Consider the following 24,381-nt stretch of genomic DNA (forward strand, 5'->3'; position numbering starts at 1 on the left):
TGGGTTTTTTTATGCCTGGAGAAAAGCATGGCCGATAGCGACGTACACGGGATGCTCGTCCGCATCGAGGCGACTACAGCCCAGCTGCGTCAGGAAATGGCGCGCGCAGACTCCAGCGTTGCTCAGGCTTCGGGCAAGATCGACAAAAGTCTGGGTCGCATCGACGGGGCTTTCGATCGTGCTGGCGACCGCGCCCAAGATGCTGCTGGGCTAATCAAGAGCGCGCTTGCTGGCGCCATTGGCGCAGCATCTATCGGTAAGATAATCGAGGCTGCTGACTCCTACGGTCAGATGTCCGATCGCATCGGAATGGCTACTTCTAGCGTTAGCGAATACGACCTAGTGCAAGGCCGGCTTTTGGAGACGGCGAAGCGTACGTATCGCCCCCTTGCTGAAGCGCAGGAGTTGTACATCCGAACCTCTGACAGCCTGCGCTCGATGGGGATGAACACCAGCCAGGCGCTGGATGTGATGGACAGTTTCAGCTTCTTGCTGGTGACCAACTCCGCCACGGCAGACAAAGCCAGCTCAGCAATCGATGCGTATTCCAAGGCACTTCAGACTGGCAAAGTTGAAGCTGATGGCTGGCAGGCGATACTTGCGGCCATGCCGAGCGTGGTTGATACCATTGCCAAGTCCACCGGAAAGACAGCAGAAGAAATCCGCAGTCTCGGCGCGCAGGGCAAGTTGAGCCTCGATATCCTGACCGAGGGATTGCAAAAGTCTTCCGTGGCCAACGGGATTCTTGCTGACAGCATGAGCGTGGCGGTTCGCGATGCTGTGCAAAATCTTTCGAACGCTTTCACCGTGTACATCGGCCGCCTCAATGAAACGACTGATTTTGCCGGAACTCTCGCCAGCGGGATAAGCGCGCTCGGTGACAACTTCGAAACCCTCGCAGACGTCGCTATCATCTCGGCGATTGCGGCCCTCACTCGCTACGGGGTGAGTGCTGCAGATTCTGCAGCCGTTGCTGTTTACTCCGCTTTCAAAGACGCAGCTGCGAGAAAAGCCCAAGCCGCATCCGTGTTACTTGCTGCGCAGGCCGAGCAACAAAAAGCACAGACATCCGTATTTTTGGCTCAGAAAGAGGCAGTTGCTGCGCGCGGCACGGCAGTGCAAACGCAAATGTCGATACAGCTCGCGGAAGCGCGATTGGTTGAAGCTCGCGCTACATCCGCTGTCGCGGCCGCGCAAGCGGGCTTGAGCCGTACCACGGGTGTAATTATGGGTGTCCTCGGCGGACCCCTCGGTATTGCATCGCTGGCGATTGGTGCTGCCGCCGCGTTTCTCACGTTGCGCGACAACACCAGCTTTCTCGAAAAGAAGCTCGGAGATCTATCTAGCCCGATTGACAAGCTCATAGAGAAATTCAACGAGCTGGACCGTGCCTCACAATCGACCGCCCTTCGAGGGCTTAAGTCTGAGTTAGAGGATGCCAAGAAGGAACTGGCCGACGCGTCTGGTTCGATCGCATTTGAGTTTCAGAGCAATCTGACAAACGCAGGTCTTGCTGGCGCGTCCGGCTTCATGGCTGGCATCGCGCCTTTGCCGGCTGAGTTTCAGTCGGCCATGGAGATAATCAAAAAGGCTTCAGCTGACCAGGCGGCAGGCCAGATTGTTGACTGGAAGGCTGTCGCGGATCAGTTGCGCGTGATTCCTGGCATTACTGTTGAGATGGCCGACGCTCTGACAGATAGCGGCGGCGCGGCAACGGAAAAGGCGAAGACAGTTCAGCGCCTGAGTGAGGTAATTGCGCAGCTCACCGGCGAGACGGACGCCAATACCCGGGCGGAGCGTGAAAATGCTGCGGCCCGGGCTGGCGCAAACGAAGCCGGGCAAAAGTATCTGGACCAGTTGCTTAAGCAACTTGCATCGGCTCAGGACAAGACCAGCTTGGAAGCGGCAAATCGGTATATCGCCGAGAACAATCTGCTCACAAAGGAAATGGTCGTTGCCATCCGCTCAGCGGCAGCGGCGAAGGACGCCCAGAAAGCATCCGATGATGCCGCCGCCAAAGCCGCGCGGAAGAACGCTACCGAGGGTACCTCTGCCGCCAAGCAACAGCTCAAATCGTTCGAGTCTGCCGAAGAAGGCTACAAGCGCCAGATCGACCTGATCAACACCACCGGTGATAAGCAGAAGGACGCCACCGAGGCTCAGAAGCTTGCGTTCGAACTCCAGGAAGGAAAGCTGGGGAAGCTCAGCGAGGCGCAAAAAAAACGGCTGATGGGAATGGCCGCCGAGCTCGACGCGCTGAACAAGCTGAAGAAGGCCAACGAAGACGACCTGAAGCTGACGGCGTTCAAGAACGCGCAAGCGCTGACCACTCAAACGACAGGGGACGGTTTCGACCAGGAACTGGCCGGCGTCGGCATGGGCGACAAGGCGCGCGATCGGATGCGCGCGGACCTGGCCATGCGCCAGAAATACGCAGCCGACGTGGCTGCGCTCAATGAGCAACGCAACACCGGGCAGCTATTGCCGGAACTGTACGCCAAAGAAACGCAGGTGCTGCAGGATGAGCTGGACAAACGGCTGCTCGCTCAGGAAGCCTTCTATGCGGCTACCGATGAGCAGCAAGCCAATTGGATGAATGGCGTCAACGAGGCTTGGGCGAACTACGCGGACGCCGCCAGGGACTATTCGCAGATAGCTGCTGATGTGACCTCGACCGCGCTGAACACTGGCACCAGTGAGCTTGGCACCTTCTTCGCCGATGTGGCGAGCGGCGCCGAGGATGCCGGCGATGCGCTGGGGGATATGGTCGGCAACTTCGCGAAGTCGATGCTGAAGGCGCTGGGTGACATGGCGGCGCAGTGGCTGATCTACCAGGGCGTGCAAATGCTGGTCGGTAAAACCACGCAAGCAAGTGCCGCTGGCACGCTTGGCGCGAACGCTGCGGCCATGTCGTTGCAGGCAGGTCTGAATGCTTACGCCGCGACAGCCGCAATCCCGATCATCGGCCCGGCCGCTGCTCCGGCAGCGATGGCCACAGCCCTGAGCGTTACTGGACCGCTCGCGTCCGCCGTTGGCATGACCGCCATGGCTGGCGCTGGCTTCATGGAGGGCGGCTACACCGGCGACGGTCGGCGAGATGAGATCGCCGGTCCGGTGCACCGCGGCGAATACGTGTTCAATGCCGACGCGACGGCACGTATTGGCGTAGGGACGCTTGAAGCGCTGAGCAACGGGAAAGCTGCTTTGGTCGGGCAATCCGGTTCGAGCGCGGGTAGTGGTTCGCCCGCGTCGGCGCCGGCGCCGATCATCTTCAATGCGAACGTGACTGTTCAGGGCCAGCCAGGGATGAGCAACCAGGACGCGCAAATGCAGGGCGACTCAGTCGCTGCTGCGCTGGAATCACAAATGGGGCAATTCCTTGATCGGGAGATGCGCCAAGGCGGGCGCCTCTGGAGGCGGAGCTGATGGCCGAGGAATTTATCTACGATGTTGAAGTGGGCGCCGATGGCGACGTCTCCCAGCGAACCTGGGAAAACGAGTTTGGTGACGGTTACGTGCAGGCCGGCGGCATCGGCATCAACACGAAAAGTCAGGTTTGGAATCTCACGCACACCGGCTCGATGGAGCAGGGGGAGGAGCTGCCGCTGATCTGGGCTTTCCTCGATCGGCATGAAGGCTACAAGTCGTTCCTTTGGACGCCACCTGGTGGCGTCCGTGGGCGGTACCGGTGCAACGGATACAAGCCCCGCGCTGTTAGCCCCGGCCTATTTACCCTCACTTTTGCCTTCAAGCAGGTCTACACCCCCTGACTGAGAGCAATGACTGACCCCGCCCCGTGCGGGGTTTGTTGTTTCTGGAGTCCCATGAATTACAACGCCGATATTCAAAAGCTCGAGCCGGGCAACCAGATCCGGCTGTTCGAACTCGACGCTACACGCTTGGGCGCGAACCTCTGGCGGTTCCACGGCCATGCACAGGAAGGCGACATTGTCTGGCAGGGGCAGCTCTACTCGCCGCTGCAGATCACAGCGAAAGGATTCGACATCCGTGGGGACGGGCGGCCCGCGGCGCCGACGTTGCAAATTGCCAACGAGCTTGGCGGCGTGCGCGGCGCGATCACTGCGCTGTGCTTGCAGTTCCGCGACCTTGCCGGCGCGAAGTTCACGGTTATCGAGACCTTCCGCCATTACCTGGACGCGGCCAACTTCCCCGACGGAAACCCCACGGCAAGCAATCAGAGCCGGAAAAACATCTGGTACATCGAGCAGAAGACCGAGGAGACGCTCGACTCGCTGACGTTCTCGATGTCCAGTCCTACCGACATGGAAGGGCAGATGTTGCCGTCCCAGCAGATCACCAAGCTTTGCCGGTGGGCGTGCCGTGGTGGTTACCGTGGCGAGGCCTGCGCCTACACCGGTGCCGCGATGTTCACGAAGAAAAACGAACCCACCGACAACCCCGCGCTCGACCAGTGCGGTGGTTGGTGGAGTAGCTGCAAGCTGCGTGGCAACACGCGTCGCTTCGGCGGCTCCATGGGGGCAAGCCTTATCGCAAGTTCGAGGTAACCAATGCGCATCAATCAAAAGCTGCAGGACGAAATCCGCGCCCATGCGGAGCGCGCTTACCCGGGCGAGGCTTGCGGGCTGCTGGTGAAAACCTCGACCGGTCGCCAGTACGTGCCGTGCACGAATCGCGCGAAGTCGGAGCGCGAGAACTTTCAGATCGACGAGCGGGACCAAGCCGCCGCCGAGGACTTGGGCGAAGTGCTGGCGATCATCCATAGCCACCCGGACAAAGCGCCCGCGCCGAGCATGGCCGACCGGGTCAGCTGTGAGCTGCACGAACTGCCGTGGGGCATCGTCGGCTGGCCAGGCGGTGAGTTCGAATGGTTCAAGCCGTCAGGCTTCGAAGCGCCGCTGCTGGGCCGCGATTTCTCCCACGGCCTTCTGGACTGCTGGGGCGCCTGTCGCGATTGGTATGCGCGCGAGGGCGGATTGCAGCTTCCGAATTTCGAACGCCACGACCTTTGGTGGGAAGACGAGAACGGGCCGAGCCTGTACGAGGACAACTTCAAGGCCGCAGGCTTTTACGAAGTTGAAGAGGCGCGGCGCGGCGACATGCTGGTGCTCCAGGTGCCGACGATCGGGCGACCGTGTTTCCACCCAAACCATGCCGCCATCTATCTCGGTGACAACCCGCACTTTGCCAGCGAGCAAGCGCCGGCGCTCGGCGGGTCAGGCCCATTCATTTATCACCACATGCCTGGCCGGCTCTCCAGCCGAGAGGTTTACGGGTGGTCCATGGCCAACCGCGTAAAACTGATCCTGCGACACAGAGACTACCGACCATGACCATGACGACCATCAAGCTCGGCGGCGTTCTAGGCAAGCGCTTCGGCCGCGAGTACCGGCTGGACCTCTTTGGGTTCCGGGACGCGATGAGCGCGCTTTGCCAGATGAAGCCTGGCTTCGAGACGTTTCTGCGCACCGCCGAGGAGCGAGGGCTGGTGTTTGCCGTGTTCCTCGACGAACGAAACATTGGCGAAGAGGAGCTCGACTTGCGCGGTGCTGGCGCCAAAGTGATCCGCATCATGCCGATCATTCAGGGCAGCAAGTCGGCCGGAGTGTTCCAGACGATCTTGGGTGTGGCGCTGATCGTGGCCGGCCTGTTCACTGGCGGCACCACTTCGGCACTTGGCATGGGGCTGCTCGCCACCGGTGCTGCGGTTGGCTTGGGCGGCGTGGTGCAGATGCTGTCCCCGACCACCAAAGCCAACACCGCCGACAAGAACGAAGACGGCAACAATCCAAGCTATGGCTTCGGCTCAGCAGTGACCACGATCGCCCAGGGGAATCCTTATCCTCTGTTGTACGGCGAGCGTGAGATCGGCGGCGCCGTTGAGTCCGGGGGCATTTACACCCAGGACATTCTTTGAACTGTCATTCAGTTTTGTTCAGGGCGGTGTTGGCTTGGAAGATTGTGTCGAAGTCGAATTAGCCATCGCATCAGCCGGGCTTTCGGGTGTCTGTGCGGGTTTTGATATTGGCGTAGTGGATTTGACTACCCCTTTCCAGGGCTTTACGACTTTCTCGGCAAGTGATGATCTCGTTGTTACGGTCTCATTATTCTTGGAGTAAACAACCTCTTTTTCTCTTTCCTTGCGCAAACCTTCCTTTACAGAATGTGCCTGTTTTATTCCGGCCAACATTACTTTTGCTGTTTCTGGATTTGTGCAAATGCAGTGTACGTAGTCCAGTTCTTGCACCACCCAAACATCACTGCCGGCCAGTGGCTCCCCGTCTTTATCAGTGGGGTGGATAAAAAATTCTACCGTCATGGTGGCGACGCTCCTGTTCTTGGTCTGCCTGTATATCAAAGGGGCCGCTGAATCAAAAGCTGATTCGGACTTCACTTAATTCAAGCATCAAGTACCACTCAACCCGCTTCGGCGGGTTTTTGCATTATGGAGGGCGCATGAGCGCAGCAGCAAAGAAGTCTTCGCGCACGGCGCCGAGAAAGCGACGCTCTGTCACTGGCAGCAAAGGCGGGCAGTCCAAGCCAAATCAGCCAAGCATTGCGTCCAACAGCGTTCCGTCGCTGGCCACCGCCCGGCTGGTGTACATCTGGAGCTGGGGCCCGATTGTTGGGCCGGTCGACGGCCTGCGCTCTGTGCGGCTGGACGGCACGCCCATTCAGGCACAAGACGGCACGATCAATTATCCCGGTGTGAAATGGCAGTTCCGCTCCGGCGAGCTTCACCAGGAGCGCCTGTCCGGTGTCACCGAGTCCAGCAATGAAATAGCCGTCGGCCAAGAGCTACGCACTTCGACGCCCTGGCTGTACAGCATCAACAATTACATGATCGACGCCGCGCGCGTGCGCGTGAGCTGGCCGACGCTTCAATCTCAGGACGCCAGCGGCAACATCAACGGTGTGCGGATCGACTACGCCATCGATGTTTCAACCGACAATGGTCCGTATGTGACGGTGCTGACCTCGTTCGTCGATCGCAAGAACGTCACCAAATACGAGCGCTCCCACCGGATCGAGCTGCCCGCGGGCAGCGGCTGGACACTCCGCGCCCGCCGCCTGACGCCGGAGGCCAACAGTTCGCTGGTGCAGGACAGCATGTTCATCGAGGCCGTCGCCGAACTGGTCGACAGTGATCAGGAATACCCGCTCACGTCCGTCGGCTGTATTGAGTACGACGCCCAGCAGTTCGGCGGCGATATCGCGAAGATCGCCGTGCTGATGCGCGGCCGCATCGTGCGCGTGCCTTCTAACTATGACCCGGTCACGCGTACCTATGCCACCGGCGGCACCGGTACCAGCGGCGGTATCTGGGACGGGACCTTCAAAGAGGCCTACACCAACAACCCGGCCTGGGTTTTCTACGACCTGGTGCTGCATCCGTATTACGGGCTCGGCGAGCGCATCGACGCCACGATGGTTGATCGCTGGTCGCTGTATCGAATCGCGCAGTACTGCGACCAGATGGTGCCGGACGGGAAGGGCGGACAGGAGCCGCGTTTCACCTGCAACCTGTATTTTCAAAAGCAGGCCGAAGCCTACGCAGTGCTGCAAGACTTGGCTTCGATCTTCCACGGCATGGCCTACTGGGACGGCAGCCAGATCGTCGTCAATGCGGATATGCCGGGCGACCCCGTTTTCAGCTACAGCCCGTCGCAGATCCTCAACAACGGCGCCATCAAATACGACGGCACCCGCTGGCGCGATCGCCACACCACCGCGATGGTGTCCTGGGACAACCCGGCGCAGGGCTTCGAAACCGACAAGGAGCCGGTATTCGATAATGAAGCGATGAGTGAGCTCGGCTCAGTTCGCGAACTCAGCGTGGACGCGTTTGGGTGCACGTCTCTTGGCCAGGCGCAACGCGCGGGCCAGTGGGCGCTGGTGACCGAGCAGCTGCAGACTCGCGGCGCGACGTTCCGGGTTGGTCTTGATGGCGGCATCCCCAAACCCGGCCAAATCATTTCCGTTGGCGATCCGATGCTGGCGGGGCGGGCGAATGGTGGGCGGGTATCTTCTGCGGCCGGACGCGTTATCACCCTCGATCGCGATCTGACGATCCCGACGGGCGCCAGGCTCTACGTCAACCTGCCCAGCGGCAAGTCCGAAGCGCGGGTAATCAGTTCGGTCAACGGTCGTGCTGTCACCGTGGCCGCGAGTTACAGCGAACTGCCAGAGCCGGAGTGCGGCTGGGTGATCGACTTCGACGACCTGAAGGTCATGCAGTTCTACGTCCGCAACGTTACGCGCCCTGAGTGGCATCAGTACCAGCTCGAGGTCATCCAGCATGAACCGAGCAAGTTCGGATTCATCGACAACGGAGCTGTCGTTGATACCCGTCCAATCAGTGGCATTCCTATCGGTACGCAAGCGGCGCCGGCGCGGGTGCTGATCAGCCAGAACGTAGTGGTCGAGCAGGGCATCGCCGTTACCAGCATGAGCATCGCTTGGGATGCCGCGCCAGGCGCAGTGGCTTACGACGTTGAATGGCGGTGGGGCGCTCGAGAGTGGATCAAGGTTACGCGTACCGGTGAGCTGATGGTCGATGTTCGCGGGATCTATTCAGGGCAGTATCTGGCGCGGGTTCGCGCGGTCAGCGCCATGAATGTCTCGTCGGTGCCGACCAACTCGGTGCTGACGGACCTGCTGGGCAAAACCGGCTTGCCGCCGGCGGTCACACACCTGACTGCGACATCTCTGCTCTTTGGGATTGAACTCAAGTGGGGTTTCCCCGCTGGCGCAGAAGACACACAGCGCACCGAGATCTGGTATGGCCCCTCGCCGTCTCGAGAGGCTGCGACGAAGCTTGCTGATTTGGCCTACCCGCAGAGCGACTACAGCATGCAAAGCCTGCTGGCGGGCGCCACGTTCTTCTTCTGGGCGCGGCTGGTGGATCGTACCGGCAACGTCGGTCCGTGGTACCCAGAAGGGATTGGCGTGATGGGGCAGGCCAGCTCCAACGCCGGGCCTATCCTTGAATTGATCAAAGGGCAGATCGGAGAGACCGAGCTCGGGCAGGACATCGTCGACAAAATAGATCTGATCCCAGGGCTGCAGGACCAGATCGACGCGCTCGATGGGCTGAAAGGCTATGACCCGGACGCCACCTTTGAAGAGTACGACCTGGTGGTGCAGGGCAAGCGGATCTACCAGGCCACCGGCCCGGTACCGCTCAACATGCCGCCGCCGAACCCGCTCTACTGGCTCGACGTTGGTCAGACGGTGGAAACGGCCAATGGCCTTGCTCAGCAGGTGGCGACAAACACCGCCGAGATCATCGAGATCGATGGCGTTGTTACTGCCCAGGCCACAGCGTTCGAAGCCCTTCGCGCCTCCTATCGAGACGATGACGGCGCTGGCGATCTCGCGGACGCGATCAAAAGCCACACAAGCACCGCCGCGATCGCTTCCGAATCGAAGGTTCGCGCCTCCGAGAACGAAGCAATGGCCGGGCGCCTAACGACCTTCGACGCCAAAATCGGAGAGAACGCGGCGAACATCACCGAGCTTGAGGAAGTGGTGGTCACCAACCAGCAGGCCTCTGTACAGCAGATCACTCAGCTGAGCACGACCGTCGGCAGTCAGCAAACAGCAATCGAGCAAAATACGTCGATAGTCAACGACGTGAACGGGAAGATATCGGCCAGTTGGTCGGTGAAGATGCAATACAACTCCGGCACGGGCCAGTACATCGCTGCCGGTATCGGGCTTGGTATTGAAAACGGGCCAGCTGGATTGCAAAGCCAGTTCCTGGTCAGCGCTGACCGGTTCGCCATCGTAAACACCATCGCGGGTGGCGCGATCGCTGTTCCGTTTGCAGTGCAGGGCGGGCAGGTTTTCATGAACTCGGCGTTCATCATGGATGGCTCGATCACCAACGCGAAGATCGGCAATTACATCAGCTCTTCCAACTACATCGCCGGCCAGCAAGGCTGGATCCTGAACAAAGACGGCACGCTTGAAATAAACGGCATCGTTCCTGGGCAGGGGCGTCTGGTGATCAACTCACTGAACGTCTCGGTCTACGACGCCAACAACGTGTTGCGTGTTCGTCTCGGCTATCTGGGGTAATCAATGGCGCTATTTGGACTGCGTGTCTTTAACGAGAGCGGTCAGCTCGCTATGGACACCAACAGCTTCACCTACCAAGTGATATGGCAGGGCGTGATTGACTTCAGCGGGACGGTACCCAGCTACACGCTGAATATCCCCGGCTTCAATCCAGCCAGCTGCGTGTTCATGATCATCCCGACGAGGGCGCAGGACGTGCAATCGTCAGAAGCAGACGGCTCTGGAAACCAGAAGTCCTACCCCTATGTGACCACGTCGGCAGGGCAGGTTGTTGTTCTGCCTAAAAACCCGTCCGCCGGCGCGGCCACGATTCAATCAAGGATCGTGGCCAAAGCCTACGCAATCAGGTATTCGACATGAGCTACGGCTTTCAGAGCATCAACGACAATTCGTTTGTCCAGATCGACTCGGAGGCCCCAAGGCTGTGCGTCCTCACCAGAGGCACCTATTCAGGGGTGGCAAGCGCGTCCGGCGTATTTGCTAGGGCAGTCACCAGCGTGGACCCGCCCATGGTCTTCATTCGACCTGATCAGGGAGGAGCGATTCAGGTTCCGATTTCCGTTTGGTTCACCGGCGGACCGGGTAACTGGACCGGGTTCTCCATGAACGCGTCCAGGGTCAACGAAACGCTGAGCGGTCAATATTTCGTTGCGGCTTGGTCTTCCATGGGTACCGCAGCGTATGGGATGCGGCTGTGGGACGGCGCCGGAACGCTTGTTTACGACAGCGGAGCGCCGGCTGTGGTCGTGACGTTCGCCGCGGGCAACTGGACCTACCTCGGTACCGAGCAGTTGAGCGTTGGGCGCAGATACCTGTGGGGGATCAGCAAGAGCCTTGGTGCAGGGGAATTCGTATCGCTCAACCCGTTCACGATGAACTGCCACAACGACGGCTCCGGCGGCGGCTGCGCTCTTGGGGTCGATTACGCAAACAACCGCATCATGATGTACAGCCTCGCGTTCACCGCTTGGACTGATCAGGGCCATCGCCCATTCCTCTGCGCCAAGTTGCTGGCCTGACCCTTTCATTTTTGGAGATACACAATGCCCTGGTACAAGACGGGAACGGTCTCTGTCACCCAAAATTCCAATGCGGTGATCGGCACAGGCACCGCGTTCATTGCCAACAGCCGGGTCGGTGATGGTTTTCGCGGCCCGGACGGTCGCTGGTACGAGGTGACCAACATTGCCAGCAATACCGCGCTGTCGATCTCTCCGAACTACGAAGGCCCGACAGCGACCGGCGGCTTTTACGCCATCATGCCGGTGCAGGGATACCAGAAGGATCTGTCCGATCAGGTCCGCGCAATCCTCAATGACTACGGCGATAAACTTGCGGCACTCGGGACTACCGGCAATTACGAAATTCTTCCGCTTACCAAGGGCGGTACCGGAGCTACTGATCTTGCAAGCGCGCGCGCGTCGCTTCAGATTGATGACGTGCAACCCATCAGCAAAGGCGGCACTGAGTCGAATACCGTCGCTGGCGCTAGGGCCAAGCTTCAGGTTGGGCCACGCCGCAACCTAATCATGAACCCGCTCTTCAACGTCAATCAGCGTATTTACGCCGCCGAGGCAACCACGGCGGCTGGTCAATACACGTTCGACCGCTGGCGCATTGTCACCTCTGGACAGAGCCTTTCCTCCCAAGTCAACAAGAATGGTCGAACTGTAAATCCGCCATCAGGTGGGCTGGAACAGGTAATAGAAGGGAGCTTCATTAGCGGGGGGATTTACACCTTGTCCTGGGAAGGGACTGCTACAGCAACAGTCAACACCGTAGTGGTCGCAAGCGGCGCTCAGGTAACACTGACCGCCGGATCAAACTGCACGATCAGGTTCATCGGCGGAACGCTGTTCTATCCGAAGCTTGAGCTGGGCAGTTTGCCAACGGGGTACGAGGACCGGAGTTATGGGGAAGAGTTGATTCTCTGTCAGCGCTATTACGAGAAGTCCTATCCGACGGACATCAAGCCCGGAACAATTTCTGGATTTGCCCCCCCAAACATTTCCAACGGTATGACCCTTTCTTGCTCAGGATCAGGGACTCGGGCAATGGGGCGAACCAAGTTCTCGGTTGAGAAGAGAACAACCCCAACTCTGCGATATTGGGATCAGCAGGGGATCGTAAATGCTTTTACTGTAGGTAATTCCGATGGCGGAGTTCAGACCAATGGATTCACGGGAGATACATTTCGCACTGTACAGGCAAGCACGGCGTACATCTGGGCGCACTGTGCTCGTAATGCTGGTGAAACATTTCTTTGCCACTGGGAGGCGTCTGCCGAGCTATGAATTACAAGCAATCAGAAGGCGAAAGTGTTACCACTGACACCGGGTTCTGGATTCCAGCGGACCCGGAAAATACGGAATGGCAGGCCTACCAGCTATGGCTGGCTGCAGGTAATGCGCCGGAGCCAAGGTTCAGCGAGGAAGAGTTGAAAGCTCAGAAACTTATTGAGGCTTCGCTTGAAATTTCGCGGCTGCGCGCAATCGCAGATTACAACATCAAGCCTTTGCAGGATGCTGTCGATATTGATGAGGCTGATGCAGAAGTCTTGGCTAGCCTGAAGCTCTGGAAGAAATACCGAGTCGATCTCAGTAAGGTCGAAGCGCAGATGGGATATCCACTCACGATTGCGTGGCCTGTCTCCCCAGCGGAAGCCAAGCCAAACTCAGATCCATATTGAGCGGCACTGCAATTTCACAAAAGGGATATTGGGGATTCTGGTTGGAATGCCCAATACAGTTTTTGGTTATTTAAGGAAAAATAATTTCTTTATGGATTCACCCAGGCTGCGGCCTTCGTGAATGTAAAACGTGTTTGTGGTGGGTCCATTCATTGGTAATAACTTATTCTCAGCGTGGTCATAGCGACGCGCAACATATCCTAAGGACTTCATAATTGTAGATACATTGTGCCAGTCTGAGTTTTCTACCATTATCACTGGCTTAGAGCGCTCAATTGTTCTTCTCAGTCCGCGAAGAACCAATGACTCGGCGCCTTCGACGTCAACCTTGATCAAGTCAGGAGATAATTTTAAATCGTCACCAACCCTCAAGTCGCATTTGACTTTTTCAAGTCTTGTAAGTCCGCCTCGCTCCAAGAATTTTTGCTTGACCCAAGGCAGTTCGTAATATGAGTCAGTGATAGAGGCCTCTTCTATGAAGGCCTCATCATTTGAATATGGTATGTTTAGATAAAAGCTACCGCCTGTATCGGCTAAGCCGTAGGCGTTTATTTGTATGTTTCCGGGTACTTCGCTCGCTAGGCTATTTAATTCCCCTATGAGTATGGGGTTTGCTTCATACGAGTGAATTGTCGCGTCTGGAAAAAGGATACGGAAAGATATGATGCTTTGACCAAGATTTGCACCTATGTCGAGTATTGTGTTGATGCGTCTTGAGCCTATTGTGAAACCATAAAAATCAGTGTCATGAACTTCTTTGGTTTTCCATCGATGCATCACTGCTTCTGATAAGTGCTTTAGTTCCATGAGCGACTCAATCCTATTTTATTTAACAGAATAAACCTCAGAGTGCCACTGTACGTCTAATTCTTGCTGGTGAAAAGAATGTCTATCACAACGCAGCAGCTGCTGCAGATCTTTTTCTATGCTCGCCAAGCCGCGGGCTTTTTTTCGTCTGGAGAAAAGTGATGCCTGTTACCGAAAAAGACCGCGACATCCTCGCCCGCACACTTTGGGGTGAGGCGCGCGGCGAAGGCACGGCGGGGCAGATTGCCGTCGCCTGGACGATCCGCAACCGCGTGTTCGATGGAAAGGAGAAGTCGTGGTGGGGTGAAGGCTACGCTGGCGTATGCCAAAAGCCATGGCAGTTCAGCTGCTGGAACAAGACCGACCCGAACTATCAGTTCCTGATCGGCGTGAAGCAGATCCCGTTCCGCGAGCTGGCGCAGTGCCGGATCGCTGCTGACCAGGTGATCGACGGCAAGGTTCCGGATCCCACCGGCGGCGCCACGCATTACTACGCCGCAAGCATCAAAGCGCCTGCATGGACGGTGAAGGCGAAACAGACCCTCAAGCTGGGCGGTCACGTCTTCTTCAAGGATGTGCCGTGATGGTCGTTCCGTGGAAAGCGGTCGGTGTGCTGGCGATTGTGCTCGTCGGCTTCGGCAGCGCCTGGCAGTTTCAGGATTGGCGTTACGAAAAGCAGCTCGCCGAACAGGCAAAGCTGCATGCCGAAACCCTCAATCAACTGACCCAGGCCGCCGCGGCCGCGCAGCAGGCGGAGCAGGACAAGCGGCAGGCGCTCGAGCAGCGTTTGTCGGCCAGCGAGCAAACCCACTTCAGGAAAATGACTGATGCCCAACGTGACCAAGATCGCCTGCGCGATCGCCTTGCTACTGCTGATGTGCGGCTGTCAGTCCTCCTCGACGCAGCCGATGTTGCCAAAGGCTGCGACGTGCCAACCACCTCCAGCGCCGGCGGCGTGGATCATGCAGCCGTACGAGCCCGACTTGACCCAGCGCATGCTCAACGAATTATCGCCATCACCGATAAAGGAGACCGAGGACTGATCGCGCTTCAGGCGTGTCAGGCGTATGTTCAGGAAATGTCCCGCTGATGAGGGAAGGACGGGGCGAAGGGATTCTCGCCTTGCAGGGTCTTAATCTCTGTGGCCAAGTGTGAGATGTGCCTGTCCTTCGCCATCCGCTCCCAGTTGGTTTTGATTGTGATGTCGTTCGCTCGCCGGTCAGCCTCAGCGGCGGCAGTCTTGGCAGCGTTCAACTCAGCCCTGAGGGAATTCCTCTCGAGCGTGAGCGCATCGTTGTCACGGACCAAACCCTGAACATTTTCCAGCGCACGCACGAGCTGGAGAGTGAGCGCTTCGAATTCGTTCTCGTACATCCTGAGCTGATGTCGGCAGGTTTCGAGCGGGGTCGGGGTGCCGAGCCAATCGTCGGTGTCTTCTATGAGGTGATCCACGGGAATGCCTTACTGAATACTGTTTGGATGTACAGTAATCGAGCCGGACAGCATCGGCGAGCGTGCAGCGACGAGCAGCAGATTTATGCGATTAAAAGATTGGATTTGCTTCAATCAAGCTTAAGCATCTGCGCGAGTAAGGGATCATTCGACCCTAGGACTGCCGCCTGTATATCCACGAAGTACATGCCTCCCGTAATTTCCCCTACGACCTCGCCCTCTTCAATCCATTTTTTCAGCTGCTGAAGGCTAGGTTTATTGCCCGCGTAGCGCAGCTTTCGATACTCGCTGGCCTCCATAAGCCTGGGCAGTCTTACGGTGACCTGAGAAAGAATTTTCATAATCCTTGCCCTCTTCGAGCCGCCTCTACTCGATCAACCAGACTGCTTCCAGTCGTCCTATCAAGCCGCGCCGGTTCACGGTAGTGAGCATTTGGCTCCACATAGTAATTGCGTCCATGCTTGATCGGGGCAGGAGAGATTCGCCCTTCGCGTGCCCACTTTCTCAGCGTGTTTGAGCTGGGAGGCGTTCTGAAGTGATCTCTAGCCCATTCAGTGAGAGTCAGTTTGCTCATAATGCACCCGACGATAAAGTTGAGATCAAACATTATTTCAATCGGAGCTCGGGGTTTCTCTTGGGCTCGCACTGCCCACCGAGACGGCTGATGACAACTTGGCGCAACACCTTTGGATGCCCGTCCCCGCCGCGAATGAAAGGGATCGAGTTGCCATGCAACCAGCGTGACTGAGCGGCCGGTCGCTCATAGCCTGTAAATTCGGCCATTTCGTCTTTCGTTAGAAACATAGTCATAGGCTCACGCAGTGCTTCATCCTTTGTTGCATTCGCTGCAACTCGTGCATGAAGAATTACCGCCCTCACCGACACCGGCGACGATGGACTGATTGCGCTGCAAGCGTGCCAGGCATACGTCAAAGAGTTCGCTTACGCGCGCACCGAATGACTTATCGCGGCGTTGATGTGAGGATTTGTCAATCCGGCGCCATCATTACCGCCAAAGTCATCTTGATGAACTCCTCATTCCTGTCGATGGCCCAAAGTGCGCCACGCACGTTCTCAGCGACTTCGGCCGAGCCTCGCTGCTCAACCCAGTTTGTCAGCTCCATGATGGCTGCTTCGAGGGCGAGCTGGTTCTCGTTGATTTTGTAGAGCAGAGAAGGGAGCAAGTCTGAATTTGGCATGTGATGTCCTCCTTGATGAGGACAGCGTAGCAGTCGGAAGCGTCGAGACTTGTTTGGTAGAGAGAAGCCAGCAGTCACTCGTCGCGTTGCGTCACTGTGAAACATTCCAAAGAGGGGAGTTTGAAGGGAGGGTGCTTAGCCCAATGGACGATTGTAGTTTTCGTCCCGCAAGGATGCCTCTGAAGATGAAGAACATATTCAGAGGTTCTGTCTCCGAACGGCTTTCCTGGGTCATAGGAAGGATAGCCAATATGATAGTGCCAGAGATTGTGTTCGCGAACGAATAGAACTTTTTTTAACCATTCCCCGTCATCGGTAGGGATGTCGTCCGACTTCTTCAAGCGACCTTCTAGCAGTATCAGGCCGTTTTCCTCAACGTGCGTGATGAAATTATCAACCGGGAACAGCTCATTCGCAGCCATGTCGAGATAGGTAATCTCGAAATGATCGCTCATGTTCACGATGTGGGCTGGCTGTTTTTCCTTCGGTTGCGTATCCATTCTCTTCGCTCTTCACCGGTTAGGCCGGCTGGAAAATTCACCACACCACTTCCTAGGGCCTTCTTCAGAATTTCGAGATCGAAATTGAAGACCCGTTCCTCGGAATCATTCCTTGGCACGTTTGGTTTCTTCTGCATGTTTTTTGGCCCTTTTGGGTCCATAACCTCAGCTCGTATGAGATGAGTCCCGATAAAGCAACTACGCGTTAGAGTGCGCCGGGAGCCAAGCGTTCATGTTCTACTCTCGTAGCGCTGTGGCGTAACGCAATCATAGCCTAGTGATGGCACGCTAGAGAATAGATCTAATACTGTTCATTTGAACAGGTAAATTCGGGTATATGACGTGCAAAAGCTGTCATAAAGCTGGCATTACCGAGCCAAAACCACCCATTCAGGCACAAAAAAGACACTTGCGATGATCGCTAAGTGTCTGATTTGTATCGCTTATTTGGTGGAGCCGGGGGGATTTGAACCCCCGTCCGCCAGTACTCCGCTGTCGGTACTACATGCGTAGCCGTGTCTATTAAGTTAACCCTCAGCGACCCGACGGGCAGGGTGCTTTGGGCGAGTTGTGTAAGTTTTAGCCGCTTCGTCCACAACGTACTGCACGGCGATTCTGTTCTATATGACAATCATTTCGGGTTTACAGACATCCCCTGATGATTGCTGGACCCGAAGGTACCAGGAGCATTGTCAGCTGCAATTAAGCAGCGAGAGCAACACCGTATTGGTCGTCATTGGCAACTATAAGTAGTTGCAACAGTGGATTTACGACTTCTGTTACCAAGTCGGCATGCACCTAGAGTTTCGCAACCGGCGTCGAATCCTAAACGGCCCCGAACTCATTGCCCGGTGAATCTGTTCGGGCAACAAGCGTGCACAGTGTACGTCAAAACGCTTGGCAGGCCAACCCGAAGGTTGGCCTGCGCGACATCAGTTACGCGTCGGGTTACGGATCTGCATCTTGCTGATGATGCCGTTGGTAACCTCGATGCATTCCTTGTCGTTGCCGGACGCCTGGGCCGCAGTGGCTTTTTCCTGTGCTTCCTTGATGTTATTCATGGAGCTTTCAGGAAGGGACGGCTGGCTGGTGACGAAGTCTTTGATGCTTTGAAGATTCCCGGCACAAAGGTCTTTGTCGGCCGCGAACACCGGCGAGGCCAGAAGTGCACCAGTGATAAACAATCCAGCAATTGCAGAATGCTTCATGGGTATCTCCTTGAACGATGGGGGCTCGGTGCTGCCGGACGGTCTGGCCGCGATGCCGAGGTCAAGACAAGCGAGGTCAGTATAGGACCTGTCTGGTTGACCGCTTCGCTGCGCAGGAATTCGGTTTTATTTGCAACGAATGTCAAATGGCCAGATCGGTCGACCAAGTGCCGATGCAGCCGACCTGTAAAAGGTCGGCGCATGAATCATTTTTTGGTGTCACCGGTAGCGTTTTGAATGTCCAGCAGGGTTTGCTGGGTTTCAGCGAGGCAGTCGTCAATCTTGCCTTGTGCTTTCAGGGCGCGGGCTTTGCTGACACTGGCCGAGACGCGGGCATTCAGATCCGGTGACGTCTGGTATTGAGTCTTGGCGCTATCGATTCTCTGCAGATTGGCATCGCACAAATCGGCAGGTTTTTCAGCGGCGAACGAAGTGGACGCCATCATCGAGGCAGTGACAAACAGACCTAACATTACAGAGCGGTTCATGTGTATCTCCTTGAACTGAGGGTTCAGACTTCGCTGACCGTTGAACAGGCCCCGAATGGTCCGGGGCATGTGCAGTGGACTACCGCCTCGCTCAAGGGTTCTGATTTTTGTTCAGCAGACTTTGGCCTGTGTCACCCGATCCACCAGATAAACCAGCCCGTGGTAGTCGATGCCACCGTGCTGGGTCAGGCCGATTTCGCACGTGCGGCTGGTGGAAATGCCCTCGCTGCAGTGCTGCACGGCGTCCTTGAGCGTACGCAGCGAATGGCTGTTCAGCTCCGGTGTGGTGAAGCCTTTGTCGCCGGCAAATCCGCAGCAATGTATGCCTTCGGGAATCACCACGGTGGTGCTGCATTTGCGCGCCAGATCGATCAGCGCCTGGCCCTCGCCCAAGTGCTGAGTGCTGCAGGTGACGTGCACGGCAATCGGTGCTTCTTGGGGTGTGAAGTCCAAACGATCCAGCAGATGCGTACGGATGAAGCGCACCGGATCGTACAGATCCAGTCGCGTTTCGCCGATGTCCTGCACCAGTCGCAACGTACACGGGCTGGTGTCGCAATAGATCGGATCGAGGCCGCCGCGACTGGCGTGGAGCAGGGCGCTGATCAGCTCTTGGCGTTTGTGCTCGGCCTGCTCGGCGTAGCCTTTGGAGGCGAACGGCTGACCGCAGCAGAGGTTGTCCTGGTTGTCTGGAAAGACTACCTGGTAACCGGCCTTTTCCAGCAGGCCACGGGTTTTGTCGTACAGCGACATCTGTTCTTTGTCGCCCGCCGCCGGGCCCATGACCCGCGAGACGCACGCCGCCAGATAAACCACGCGCGGGCGCTCGTCGGCCACGCTCGGGCTGAAGCGAATGGCTTTTTCCGGTTGGGGCATGGCGTTGGTCCACAACGGTACCTGGCCTTTGGACAAGCGCGTCAGCGTTGCCGACAACTTCGCCAGACGCGGTGCGCCGAGCATCATCCGCGCGCCGTTGGCGACGTGCAGGGTGAAGCGTGCGCCTTGCAGGGTTTTGGCGAAATTTCCTTCGATCCAGTCAGCGGTTTTCTGATGCGTGGCGTGTCGGCCACGGAGCTTTTTCACCAGTTCGCCGGTGTTGATGCCTACAGGGCAGCGTTGCGCGCACAGGCCGGTCGCGGCGCAGGTGTCGATGCCTTGGTAGTCGTAGGCTTTTTCCAGTTCGGTGGTGTCGACGCCGGCGCGCTTTTTCGCCTGGATATCGCGCCAGATCACGATGCGCTGGCGCGGGCTCAGGGTCAGGCCCTTCGATGGGCAGACCGGTTCGCAGAAACCGCACTCGATGCATTTATCCACAATCTCGTCCGCCGCCGGCAGCGGTTTCAGGTGCTTGAGGTGGATCTGCGGATCTTCGCTGAGCACCACGTCCGGATTGAGAATGCCGTTGGGGTCGAGCAGGCGTTTGAGCTGCCACATCAGTTGATAGGCGTCGCTGCCCCATTCCAGTTCCACGAACGGCGCCATGTTGCGGCCGGTGCCGTGTTCGGCTTTCAGCGAGCCGCCGAATTCCACCGCGACCAGTTGCGCGACGTCGTCCATGAACGCTTGGTAGCGTGCGATTTCTTCCGGGCTGTTGAAGCCTTGGGTGAAGACGAAGTGCAGATTGCCTTCCAGTGCGTGTCCGAAAAGGATCGCTTCGTCGTAGGCATGTTTGTCGAACAGCTCGATCAGGCGATTGACGCCGATGGCCAGTTGTTCGACCGGGAAGGTCACGTCTTCGATGATTACTGTGGTGCCGGTTTTGCGCACGGCGCCGACGGCGGGGAAGGTGTCTTTGCGGATGGCCCAGAGGCGGGCGTTTTCCACCGGGTCTTCGGTGAAGTCGACCTGCTTCTCGACGGGGAAATCGCACAGGGACGCCATGATTTGCGCCAGTTGTTCCTGCAGCAATGTCGACGAAGCGGCGCGGGATTCGATGAGCAGTGCGCAGGCATTTTCCGACAGAAGCTGTACGAAAGCGGGCATGCCTTTTTTGTCCTGCACCGAGCGCAGACTGCGTCGGTCGAGCAGTTCCACGGCGGATACCGGTTGGCTTTTCAGCACGGTCACCGCGTTGCAGCAGGTTTCGACATCGGGGAACACGATCAGCGCCGAGGCCTTGTTCGGGTGATCGATGACGGTGTCGTAAGTCACCGCGCTGATGAAGCCGAGCGTGCCTTCGGAGCCGACCAGCAGGTGGCTCAGGATATCCACAGGCTCGTCGAAATCCACCAGGGCGTTGAGCGACAGGCCGGTGGTATTTTTCAGACGGTATTTGTGGCGGATTCTTGCGGCCAGTACGGCGTTGGCGCGGGTCTCGCGGCCTAACGTCGCCAAGCGTTCGAGCAGGTCGCCGTGGCTGGAGCGAAATGCCGCGACGCTGGCAGGGTCTTCGCTGTCGAGGCGCGTGCCGTCGGCCAGCACCAGACGAATCCCGGCCAGGGTGTGATAGGTATTCTGCGCGGTGCCGCAGCACATGCCGCTAGCGTTGTTGGCGACGATGCCGCCGATCTTGCAGGCATTGATCGACGCCGGATCCGGCCCGATCTTGCGTCCGAACGGTGCCAGCCAGGCGTTGGCCTGCGCGCCGATCACGCCCGGTTGCAGGCGGATCTGCGTGCCCTGGCCGCGAATCTCGCGGGCATTCCAGTTATCCCCGAGCACGATCAGCACCGAGTCGCTGATCGCCTGCCCGGACAGGCTGGTGCCGGCGGCGCGGAAGGTGACCGGCACCTTGTCGCGCTGGGCCAGTTGCAGCAGCGCCACCACTTCGTCTTCAGATTCGACGCGGATCACCAGTTTCGGGATCAGTCGATAGAAACTGGCGTCGGTGCCAAAGGCCAGGGTCGACAGCGGATCGTCGAAGCGCCGCTCTGGCGGAATCAATTGCTCGGCATCACGCAGGAAAGCAGCAGGAAGACTCATTGATCCTCCAGAATCAGCACGACCAGATCTTTCGGGCCATGCGCGCCATACGCCAGCACCTGTTCAATATCGGCGGTTTTCGACGGGCCGGAGACCAGCAGCGCGTTGGTCGGCATGCCTTGCGCCCATTCGAATTCCTCTTGCACCTGATAGAAGTTGTCGCGGATTTCGCTGGCCTTGAGCAGGGCGAAATGCACCGGCGGCACCAGGCTCATCAAGCGCGGTTCCTCACGGGTAGGCCAGATAATCAGGCTGCCGGTCGCGGCGATGGCACCGAGGGTGCCGGTGAGGCTGGCCGGGGTGTCGTTGAACAGTTCGGCTTTCCACTCTTCCATCGGCCGGTCGTAGGACTTCAGTGCTGGCAGCTCGGGATTGTTCGCCCAGTGCTGTGCGATGCGTTGCCCGTGGGTTGTTGTCGGTGCGATCAGCAGGCTCGGCAATTGGCGGTCACGCAGCAGTTGCGCCAGTAATGCCGGCCACTCGGCGCCCGAGGTCAGATGGATTTCGGTGTGCACCGCCTCCATCAGTTTGCGCAGTTGCGGGATGCGTTGCTCGGCGCTGTAGGTGTAAGGCTGGGTGACCAGATCGACGTCGAAGTTGTCGGCGATTGGCGTGGTGCCGGTCAGACTTTTCCGCAGTTTGCCGAGGATATTTTGCTTGGCGCTCATCGACGCTCTCCCTGTTTGGCCAGATGCTCGCGGGCCATGTCATGCAACGAACGCGCGGCGGGTTTTGGCGCGCTGTGGTTTTGCGTCCATGGACCGACATTGCTCGGCGTAAGGGCGCGCAGGCGCGTGGCGAAAAAAGCGAACAAGCGGTACAGCGTCGGCGAGCTGTTGAGTCTGGCCCAGGCGTTCCAGATAAACCGCTCCTTGCGTGAATACTTGCTGCCTTGGCCGCGCATCACCTGATTCGGTGCGTCCGGGGCTTTGACGTTTTCCTCGCGCAGACGGCGCAGGATGGCGGGGATCGGTATCTTCACCGGGCAGACTTCACCGCAGGCGCCGCACAGTGAGGACGCGCTCGGGTGGTCCGGAACCTTGGCCAGGCCGACCATATGCGGGGTGATGATTTTTCCGATCGGCCCCGGATAGACCTCGCCATAAGTGTGGCCGCCCACTCGCGTGTAAACCGGGCAATGATTCATGCAGGCGCCGCAGCGGATGCAGTTCAGGGTCTGGCGCAATTCACTGTCGGCGAAGGCCTGGCTGCGACCGTTGTCGAGCAGGACCAGATGCACTTCCTGCGGGCCGTCGAGTTCATGTTCCTTGCGCGGGCCGGAGATCATGTTGACGTAGGTGGTGATCGGAATGCCCAGCGCCGAGCGCGTCAGCAGTGACAGCAGCGGCACCACGTCGCGCAGGTTTTCCACGACTTTTTCGATGCCGGTGACGGCGATGTGCACCGGGGGAACGGTGGTGGTCATGCGCCCGTTGCCTTCGTTTTCCACCAGCAGCAGGGTGCCGGTTTCGGCGACGGCGAAGTTGACGCCGGAGACGCCGATGTCGGCTTCGAAGAATTTCTGCCGCAGGACGCTGCGACCGATCTGAATGAGTTGGTCAACGTCCTTGGTGTATTCCACGCCAAGTTTGTCGTGGAACAAGGACGCGACCTGACCGGCATTCTTGTGGATCGCCGGCATAATGATGTGTGAAGGCTTCTCGTGGTCGAGCTGGACGATGTACTCCCCCATGTCGGACTCCAGACATTCAATGTCCCGAGCCTCGAGGAAATGGTTCATCTCCATCTCTTCGCTGACCATCGATTTGCCCTTGATCACTTGCCGCGCCTCGTGAGCGCGGATGATCGACAGGACGATGCCATTGGCCTCGTCCACCGTTTCCGCCCAGTGCACTGTCACACCGTTGCGGGTCAGGTTCTGTTCCAGTTGATCGAGCAGGTCGGGCAACTTGGACAGCGCGCGGGCCTTGATCGAATTGCCCAGTGCGCGCAAGTGTTCTCTTTCGTGGGCATCGCTGAAAGCCGCTGCCCGCTTGGTCATCAGTGAATCCATGGCAGTGCGGAAGTTGTTCCGCAGCTGCTGATCACCCAGGGCATTGTGTGCCCGGGTGCGGAAATCTTCTTCTACGGCGACCGTAGGAATAATCGTCGAGGTGCTCATTGCGCACCTCCGGTTCGCTGCCAGAGGAAGCTCGCCAGATGTTGCCCGCGCAACGCTTGCTGCTGTTTCTCCAAAGCGCCGTTGATGTTCATCAAACAGCCGCAGTCGGCACTCAGTACCTTGTGCGCGCTGGACTCCTTCAGCGCGCGGGTCTTGTCAGCCACCATCGCGCCGGAAATGTCTGGCATACGGACGCTGAATGTCCCACCGAAGCCACAGCATTCGCTTTCGTGGTCGTGATTAACCCGCTCCACGTTGCTCAACTGCGCCAACAACTCGCGGCCGTGCAGGTGCGTGTTCATTTCGCGGCGTGCCGAACACGAGGTGTGCAGCGCGACTTTCACCGGTTCGCCGCTGTCCTTGAGCTGCACCTTGCAGACGAACAGCAGAAACTCGGCCAATTCATAGGTGCGCGCTGCGAGCGCCTGCACCTGTTTCAACGTCTCCGGCTCGTCCTTGAACAAGTCGGCGTAATGCTCGCGCAGCATGCCGGCGCAGGAACCCGACGGCACCACCACCGGATAATCGCCGGCAAACAACGCCAGTTGCGAGCGCGCTACCGTCCGCGCCTGCTCGGTGTAGCCTGAGGTGTAGGCCGGTTGGCCGCAGCAGCTCTGCCCTTGCGGATACTCGACCCGAATCCCTTCGCGCTCCAGCAGATGGATCGCGTCCATCCCGGCTTCGGGGTAGAACAGGTCGACCACACACGTGCCGAACAGGTAGACCCGCGACGGTTTCTCGCTGGGGTATTGCCGAGGTTCGGGCAGTGGCGGTGCCACGCGGGTCGCGTTCGGCACAGCGTTGTAAAAAAGCTCGCTCATCAGGCGTGTCTCCGGGTGGGCCCGGTTATCCGTCTGCTGCGGCTGCCGAATATAAAGCGCATTGCTTTCAGCAGCCTTACAGACCCGGTGGTGAATTGCTGACGCCGGATC

26 protein-coding genes and 1 other RNA gene are annotated in these 24,381 nt (G+C 58.3%); 12 read left to right on the top strand and 15 right to left on the bottom strand.

The annotated features are described in order from the left end of the window. Positions 1-27: 27 nt before the first annotated feature. The 5 genes from V8J63_RS12500 to V8J63_RS12520 are packed head-to-tail and all read left to right on the top strand — an operon-like array spanning position 28 to position 5,896. Positions 28-3,426, top strand: a complete 3,399-nt coding sequence (locus V8J63_RS12500) for a tape measure protein (RefSeq protein WP_336464145.1) — start codon at positions 28-30, stop codon at positions 3,424-3,426. After that, the gene (locus V8J63_RS12505; RefSeq protein WP_336464146.1) at positions 3,426-3,770 is read left to right on the top strand and encodes a phage tail protein; all 345 of its coding nucleotides are present in this window, start codon (positions 3,426-3,428) and stop codon (positions 3,768-3,770) included. Before V8J63_RS12500 ends, V8J63_RS12505 begins: the two co-directional genes overlap by 1 nt. A gap of 54 nt (positions 3,771-3,824) precedes the next feature. Next, entirely contained in the window at positions 3,825-4,526 is a 702-nt protein-coding gene (locus tag V8J63_RS12510; protein ID WP_336464147.1) for a phage minor tail protein L, read from the top strand. 3 nt (positions 4,527-4,529) lie between these two features. Then, the gene (locus tag V8J63_RS12515; RefSeq protein ID WP_336464148.1) at positions 4,530-5,312 is read left to right on the top strand and encodes a C40 family peptidase; all 783 of its coding nucleotides are present in this window, start codon (positions 4,530-4,532) and stop codon (positions 5,310-5,312) included. Continuing rightward, the gene (locus V8J63_RS12520; RefSeq protein WP_336464149.1) at positions 5,309-5,896 is read left to right on the top strand and encodes a tail assembly protein; all 588 of its coding nucleotides are present in this window, start codon (positions 5,309-5,311) and stop codon (positions 5,894-5,896) included. The genes V8J63_RS12515 and V8J63_RS12520 overlap by 4 nt, the downstream gene beginning before the upstream one ends. Positions 5,897-5,914: 18 nt before the next feature. Here V8J63_RS12520 and V8J63_RS12525 read toward each other — a convergent pair whose 3' ends face one another. Beyond that, complete coding sequence (locus V8J63_RS12525) at positions 5,915-6,298, bottom strand: hypothetical protein (protein ID WP_336464150.1); 384 nt, start codon at positions 6,296-6,298, stop codon at positions 5,915-5,917. A 137-nt stretch (positions 6,299-6,435) separates the two neighbouring features. Between V8J63_RS12525 and V8J63_RS12530 the strand changes: the two genes are divergently transcribed. Genes V8J63_RS12530 through V8J63_RS12550 form a run of 5 tightly spaced genes read left to right on the top strand, consistent with a single transcriptional unit; the run spans position 6,436 to position 12,751 of the window. Further along, the gene (locus V8J63_RS12530) at positions 6,436-10,062 is read left to right on the top strand and encodes a phage tail protein (RefSeq protein ID WP_336464151.1); all 3,627 of its coding nucleotides are present in this window, start codon (positions 6,436-6,438) and stop codon (positions 10,060-10,062) included. Between the two features lie 51 nt (positions 10,063-10,113). Further along, the gene (locus V8J63_RS12535) at positions 10,114-10,422 is read left to right on the top strand and encodes a hypothetical protein (RefSeq protein WP_241089706.1); all 309 of its coding nucleotides are present in this window, start codon (positions 10,114-10,116) and stop codon (positions 10,420-10,422) included. Next, positions 10,419-11,081 carry a hypothetical protein gene (locus tag V8J63_RS12540; protein ID WP_122707021.1) on the top strand — a complete coding sequence of 221 codons (663 nt, stop codon included), beginning with the start codon at positions 10,419-10,421 and terminating at the stop codon, positions 11,079-11,081. The genes V8J63_RS12535 and V8J63_RS12540 overlap by 4 nt, the downstream gene beginning before the upstream one ends. 24 nt (positions 11,082-11,105) lie before the next feature. Beyond that, positions 11,106-12,356 (top strand): hypothetical protein, encoded by a 1,251-nt coding sequence (locus V8J63_RS12545; RefSeq protein ID WP_336464152.1) that lies wholly within the window; start codon positions 11,106-11,108, stop codon positions 12,354-12,356. Beyond that, a complete protein-coding gene (locus V8J63_RS12550) occupies positions 12,353-12,751 on the top strand; it encodes a tail fiber assembly protein (RefSeq protein ID WP_336464153.1) in 399 nt (132 codons plus the stop codon). Before V8J63_RS12545 ends, V8J63_RS12550 begins: the two co-directional genes overlap by 4 nt. Before the next feature lie 66 nt (positions 12,752-12,817). Here the strand turns inward: V8J63_RS12550 and V8J63_RS12555 are convergent, their stop codons facing one another. Next, complete coding sequence (locus V8J63_RS12555; RefSeq protein WP_122707025.1) at positions 12,818-13,558, bottom strand: FkbM family methyltransferase; 741 nt, start codon at positions 13,556-13,558, stop codon at positions 12,818-12,820. 161 nt (positions 13,559-13,719) lie between these two features. On the opposite strand from V8J63_RS12555, the gene V8J63_RS12560 reads away from it, so the two are divergent. Both V8J63_RS12560 and V8J63_RS12565 read left to right on the top strand, forming a co-directional pair. Next, positions 13,720-14,142: a cell wall hydrolase gene (locus V8J63_RS12560; RefSeq protein ID WP_122707027.1), complete on the top strand. Its 423-nt coding sequence runs from the start codon at positions 13,720-13,722 to the stop codon at positions 14,140-14,142. Continuing rightward, a complete protein-coding gene (locus V8J63_RS12565) occupies positions 14,142-14,648 on the top strand; it encodes a lysis system i-spanin subunit Rz (RefSeq protein ID WP_336464154.1) in 507 nt (168 codons plus the stop codon). The genes V8J63_RS12560 and V8J63_RS12565 overlap by 1 nt, the downstream gene beginning before the upstream one ends. On the opposite strand, the gene V8J63_RS12570 is transcribed toward V8J63_RS12565, so the two are convergent. The 13 genes from V8J63_RS12570 to V8J63_RS12630 all read right to left on the bottom strand — a co-directional run bounded on the left by V8J63_RS12570 (position 14,630) and on the right by V8J63_RS12630 (position 24,270). After that, a complete protein-coding gene (locus V8J63_RS12570) occupies positions 14,630-15,010 on the bottom strand; it encodes a hypothetical protein (RefSeq protein ID WP_336464155.1) in 381 nt (126 codons plus the stop codon). The genes V8J63_RS12565 and V8J63_RS12570 overlap by 19 nt on opposite strands. 110 nt (positions 15,011-15,120) lie before the next feature. Next, positions 15,121-15,351 (bottom strand): hypothetical protein, encoded by a 231-nt coding sequence (locus V8J63_RS12575; RefSeq protein ID WP_336464156.1) that lies wholly within the window; start codon positions 15,349-15,351, stop codon positions 15,121-15,123. Further along, complete coding sequence (locus V8J63_RS12580) at positions 15,348-15,617, bottom strand: excisionase (protein WP_442963525.1); 270 nt, start codon at positions 15,615-15,617, stop codon at positions 15,348-15,350. The genes V8J63_RS12575 and V8J63_RS12580 overlap by 4 nt, the downstream gene beginning before the upstream one ends. After that, a complete protein-coding gene (locus V8J63_RS12585) occupies positions 15,617-15,820 on the bottom strand; it encodes a DUF4224 domain-containing protein (RefSeq protein ID WP_336464157.1) in 204 nt (67 codons plus the stop codon). The genes V8J63_RS12580 and V8J63_RS12585 overlap by 1 nt, the downstream gene beginning before the upstream one ends. 179 nt (positions 15,821-15,999) lie before the next feature. Beyond that, complete coding sequence (locus V8J63_RS12590; RefSeq protein WP_336464158.1) at positions 16,000-16,209, bottom strand: hypothetical protein; 210 nt, start codon at positions 16,207-16,209, stop codon at positions 16,000-16,002. 74 nt (positions 16,210-16,283) lie between these two features. Beyond that, positions 16,284-16,709 (bottom strand): hypothetical protein, encoded by a 426-nt coding sequence (locus tag V8J63_RS12595; RefSeq protein WP_336464159.1) that lies wholly within the window; start codon positions 16,707-16,709, stop codon positions 16,284-16,286. 448 nt (positions 16,710-17,157) lie between these two features. Further along, positions 17,158-17,546: a transfer-messenger RNA gene (gene ssrA, locus V8J63_RS12600) on the bottom strand. Positions 17,547-17,641: 95 nt separating this feature from the next. Continuing rightward, positions 17,642-17,917, bottom strand: coding sequence for a hypothetical protein (locus V8J63_RS12605; RefSeq protein WP_016771781.1), 276 nt, complete (start codon positions 17,915-17,917; stop codon positions 17,642-17,644). 206 nt (positions 17,918-18,123) lie between these two features. Continuing rightward, positions 18,124-18,405 carry a hypothetical protein gene (locus tag V8J63_RS12610; RefSeq protein ID WP_016771780.1) on the bottom strand — a complete coding sequence of 94 codons (282 nt, stop codon included), beginning with the start codon at positions 18,403-18,405 and terminating at the stop codon, positions 18,124-18,126. A 111-nt stretch (positions 18,406-18,516) separates the two neighbouring features. Beyond that, positions 18,517-21,327 carry an FAD-binding and (Fe-S)-binding domain-containing protein gene (locus tag V8J63_RS12615; RefSeq protein ID WP_336464160.1) on the bottom strand — a complete coding sequence of 937 codons (2,811 nt, stop codon included), beginning with the start codon at positions 21,325-21,327 and terminating at the stop codon, positions 18,517-18,519. Then, positions 21,324-21,995 (bottom strand): LutC/YkgG family protein, encoded by a 672-nt coding sequence (locus V8J63_RS12620; RefSeq protein ID WP_197890241.1) that lies wholly within the window; start codon positions 21,993-21,995, stop codon positions 21,324-21,326. The genes V8J63_RS12615 and V8J63_RS12620 overlap by 4 nt, the downstream gene beginning before the upstream one ends. Then, on the bottom strand, positions 21,992-23,449 hold the full coding sequence (locus V8J63_RS12625) for a LutB/LldF family L-lactate oxidation iron-sulfur protein (protein ID WP_130901648.1): 1,458 nt from the start codon (positions 23,447-23,449) through the stop codon (positions 21,992-21,994). Before V8J63_RS12625 ends, V8J63_RS12620 begins: the two co-directional genes overlap by 4 nt. Next, positions 23,446-24,270: a (Fe-S)-binding protein gene (locus tag V8J63_RS12630; protein WP_336464161.1), complete on the bottom strand. Its 825-nt coding sequence runs from the start codon at positions 24,268-24,270 to the stop codon at positions 23,446-23,448. Before V8J63_RS12630 ends, V8J63_RS12625 begins: the two co-directional genes overlap by 4 nt. Positions 24,271-24,381: the final 111 nt, after the last annotated feature.

The sequence above is a fragment of the Pseudomonas sp. CCNWLW23 genome (genome assembly GCF_037095675.1).
In the GTDB taxonomy this organism is placed as follows: domain Bacteria; phylum Pseudomonadota; class Gammaproteobacteria; order Pseudomonadales; family Pseudomonadaceae; genus Aquipseudomonas; species Aquipseudomonas atacamensis.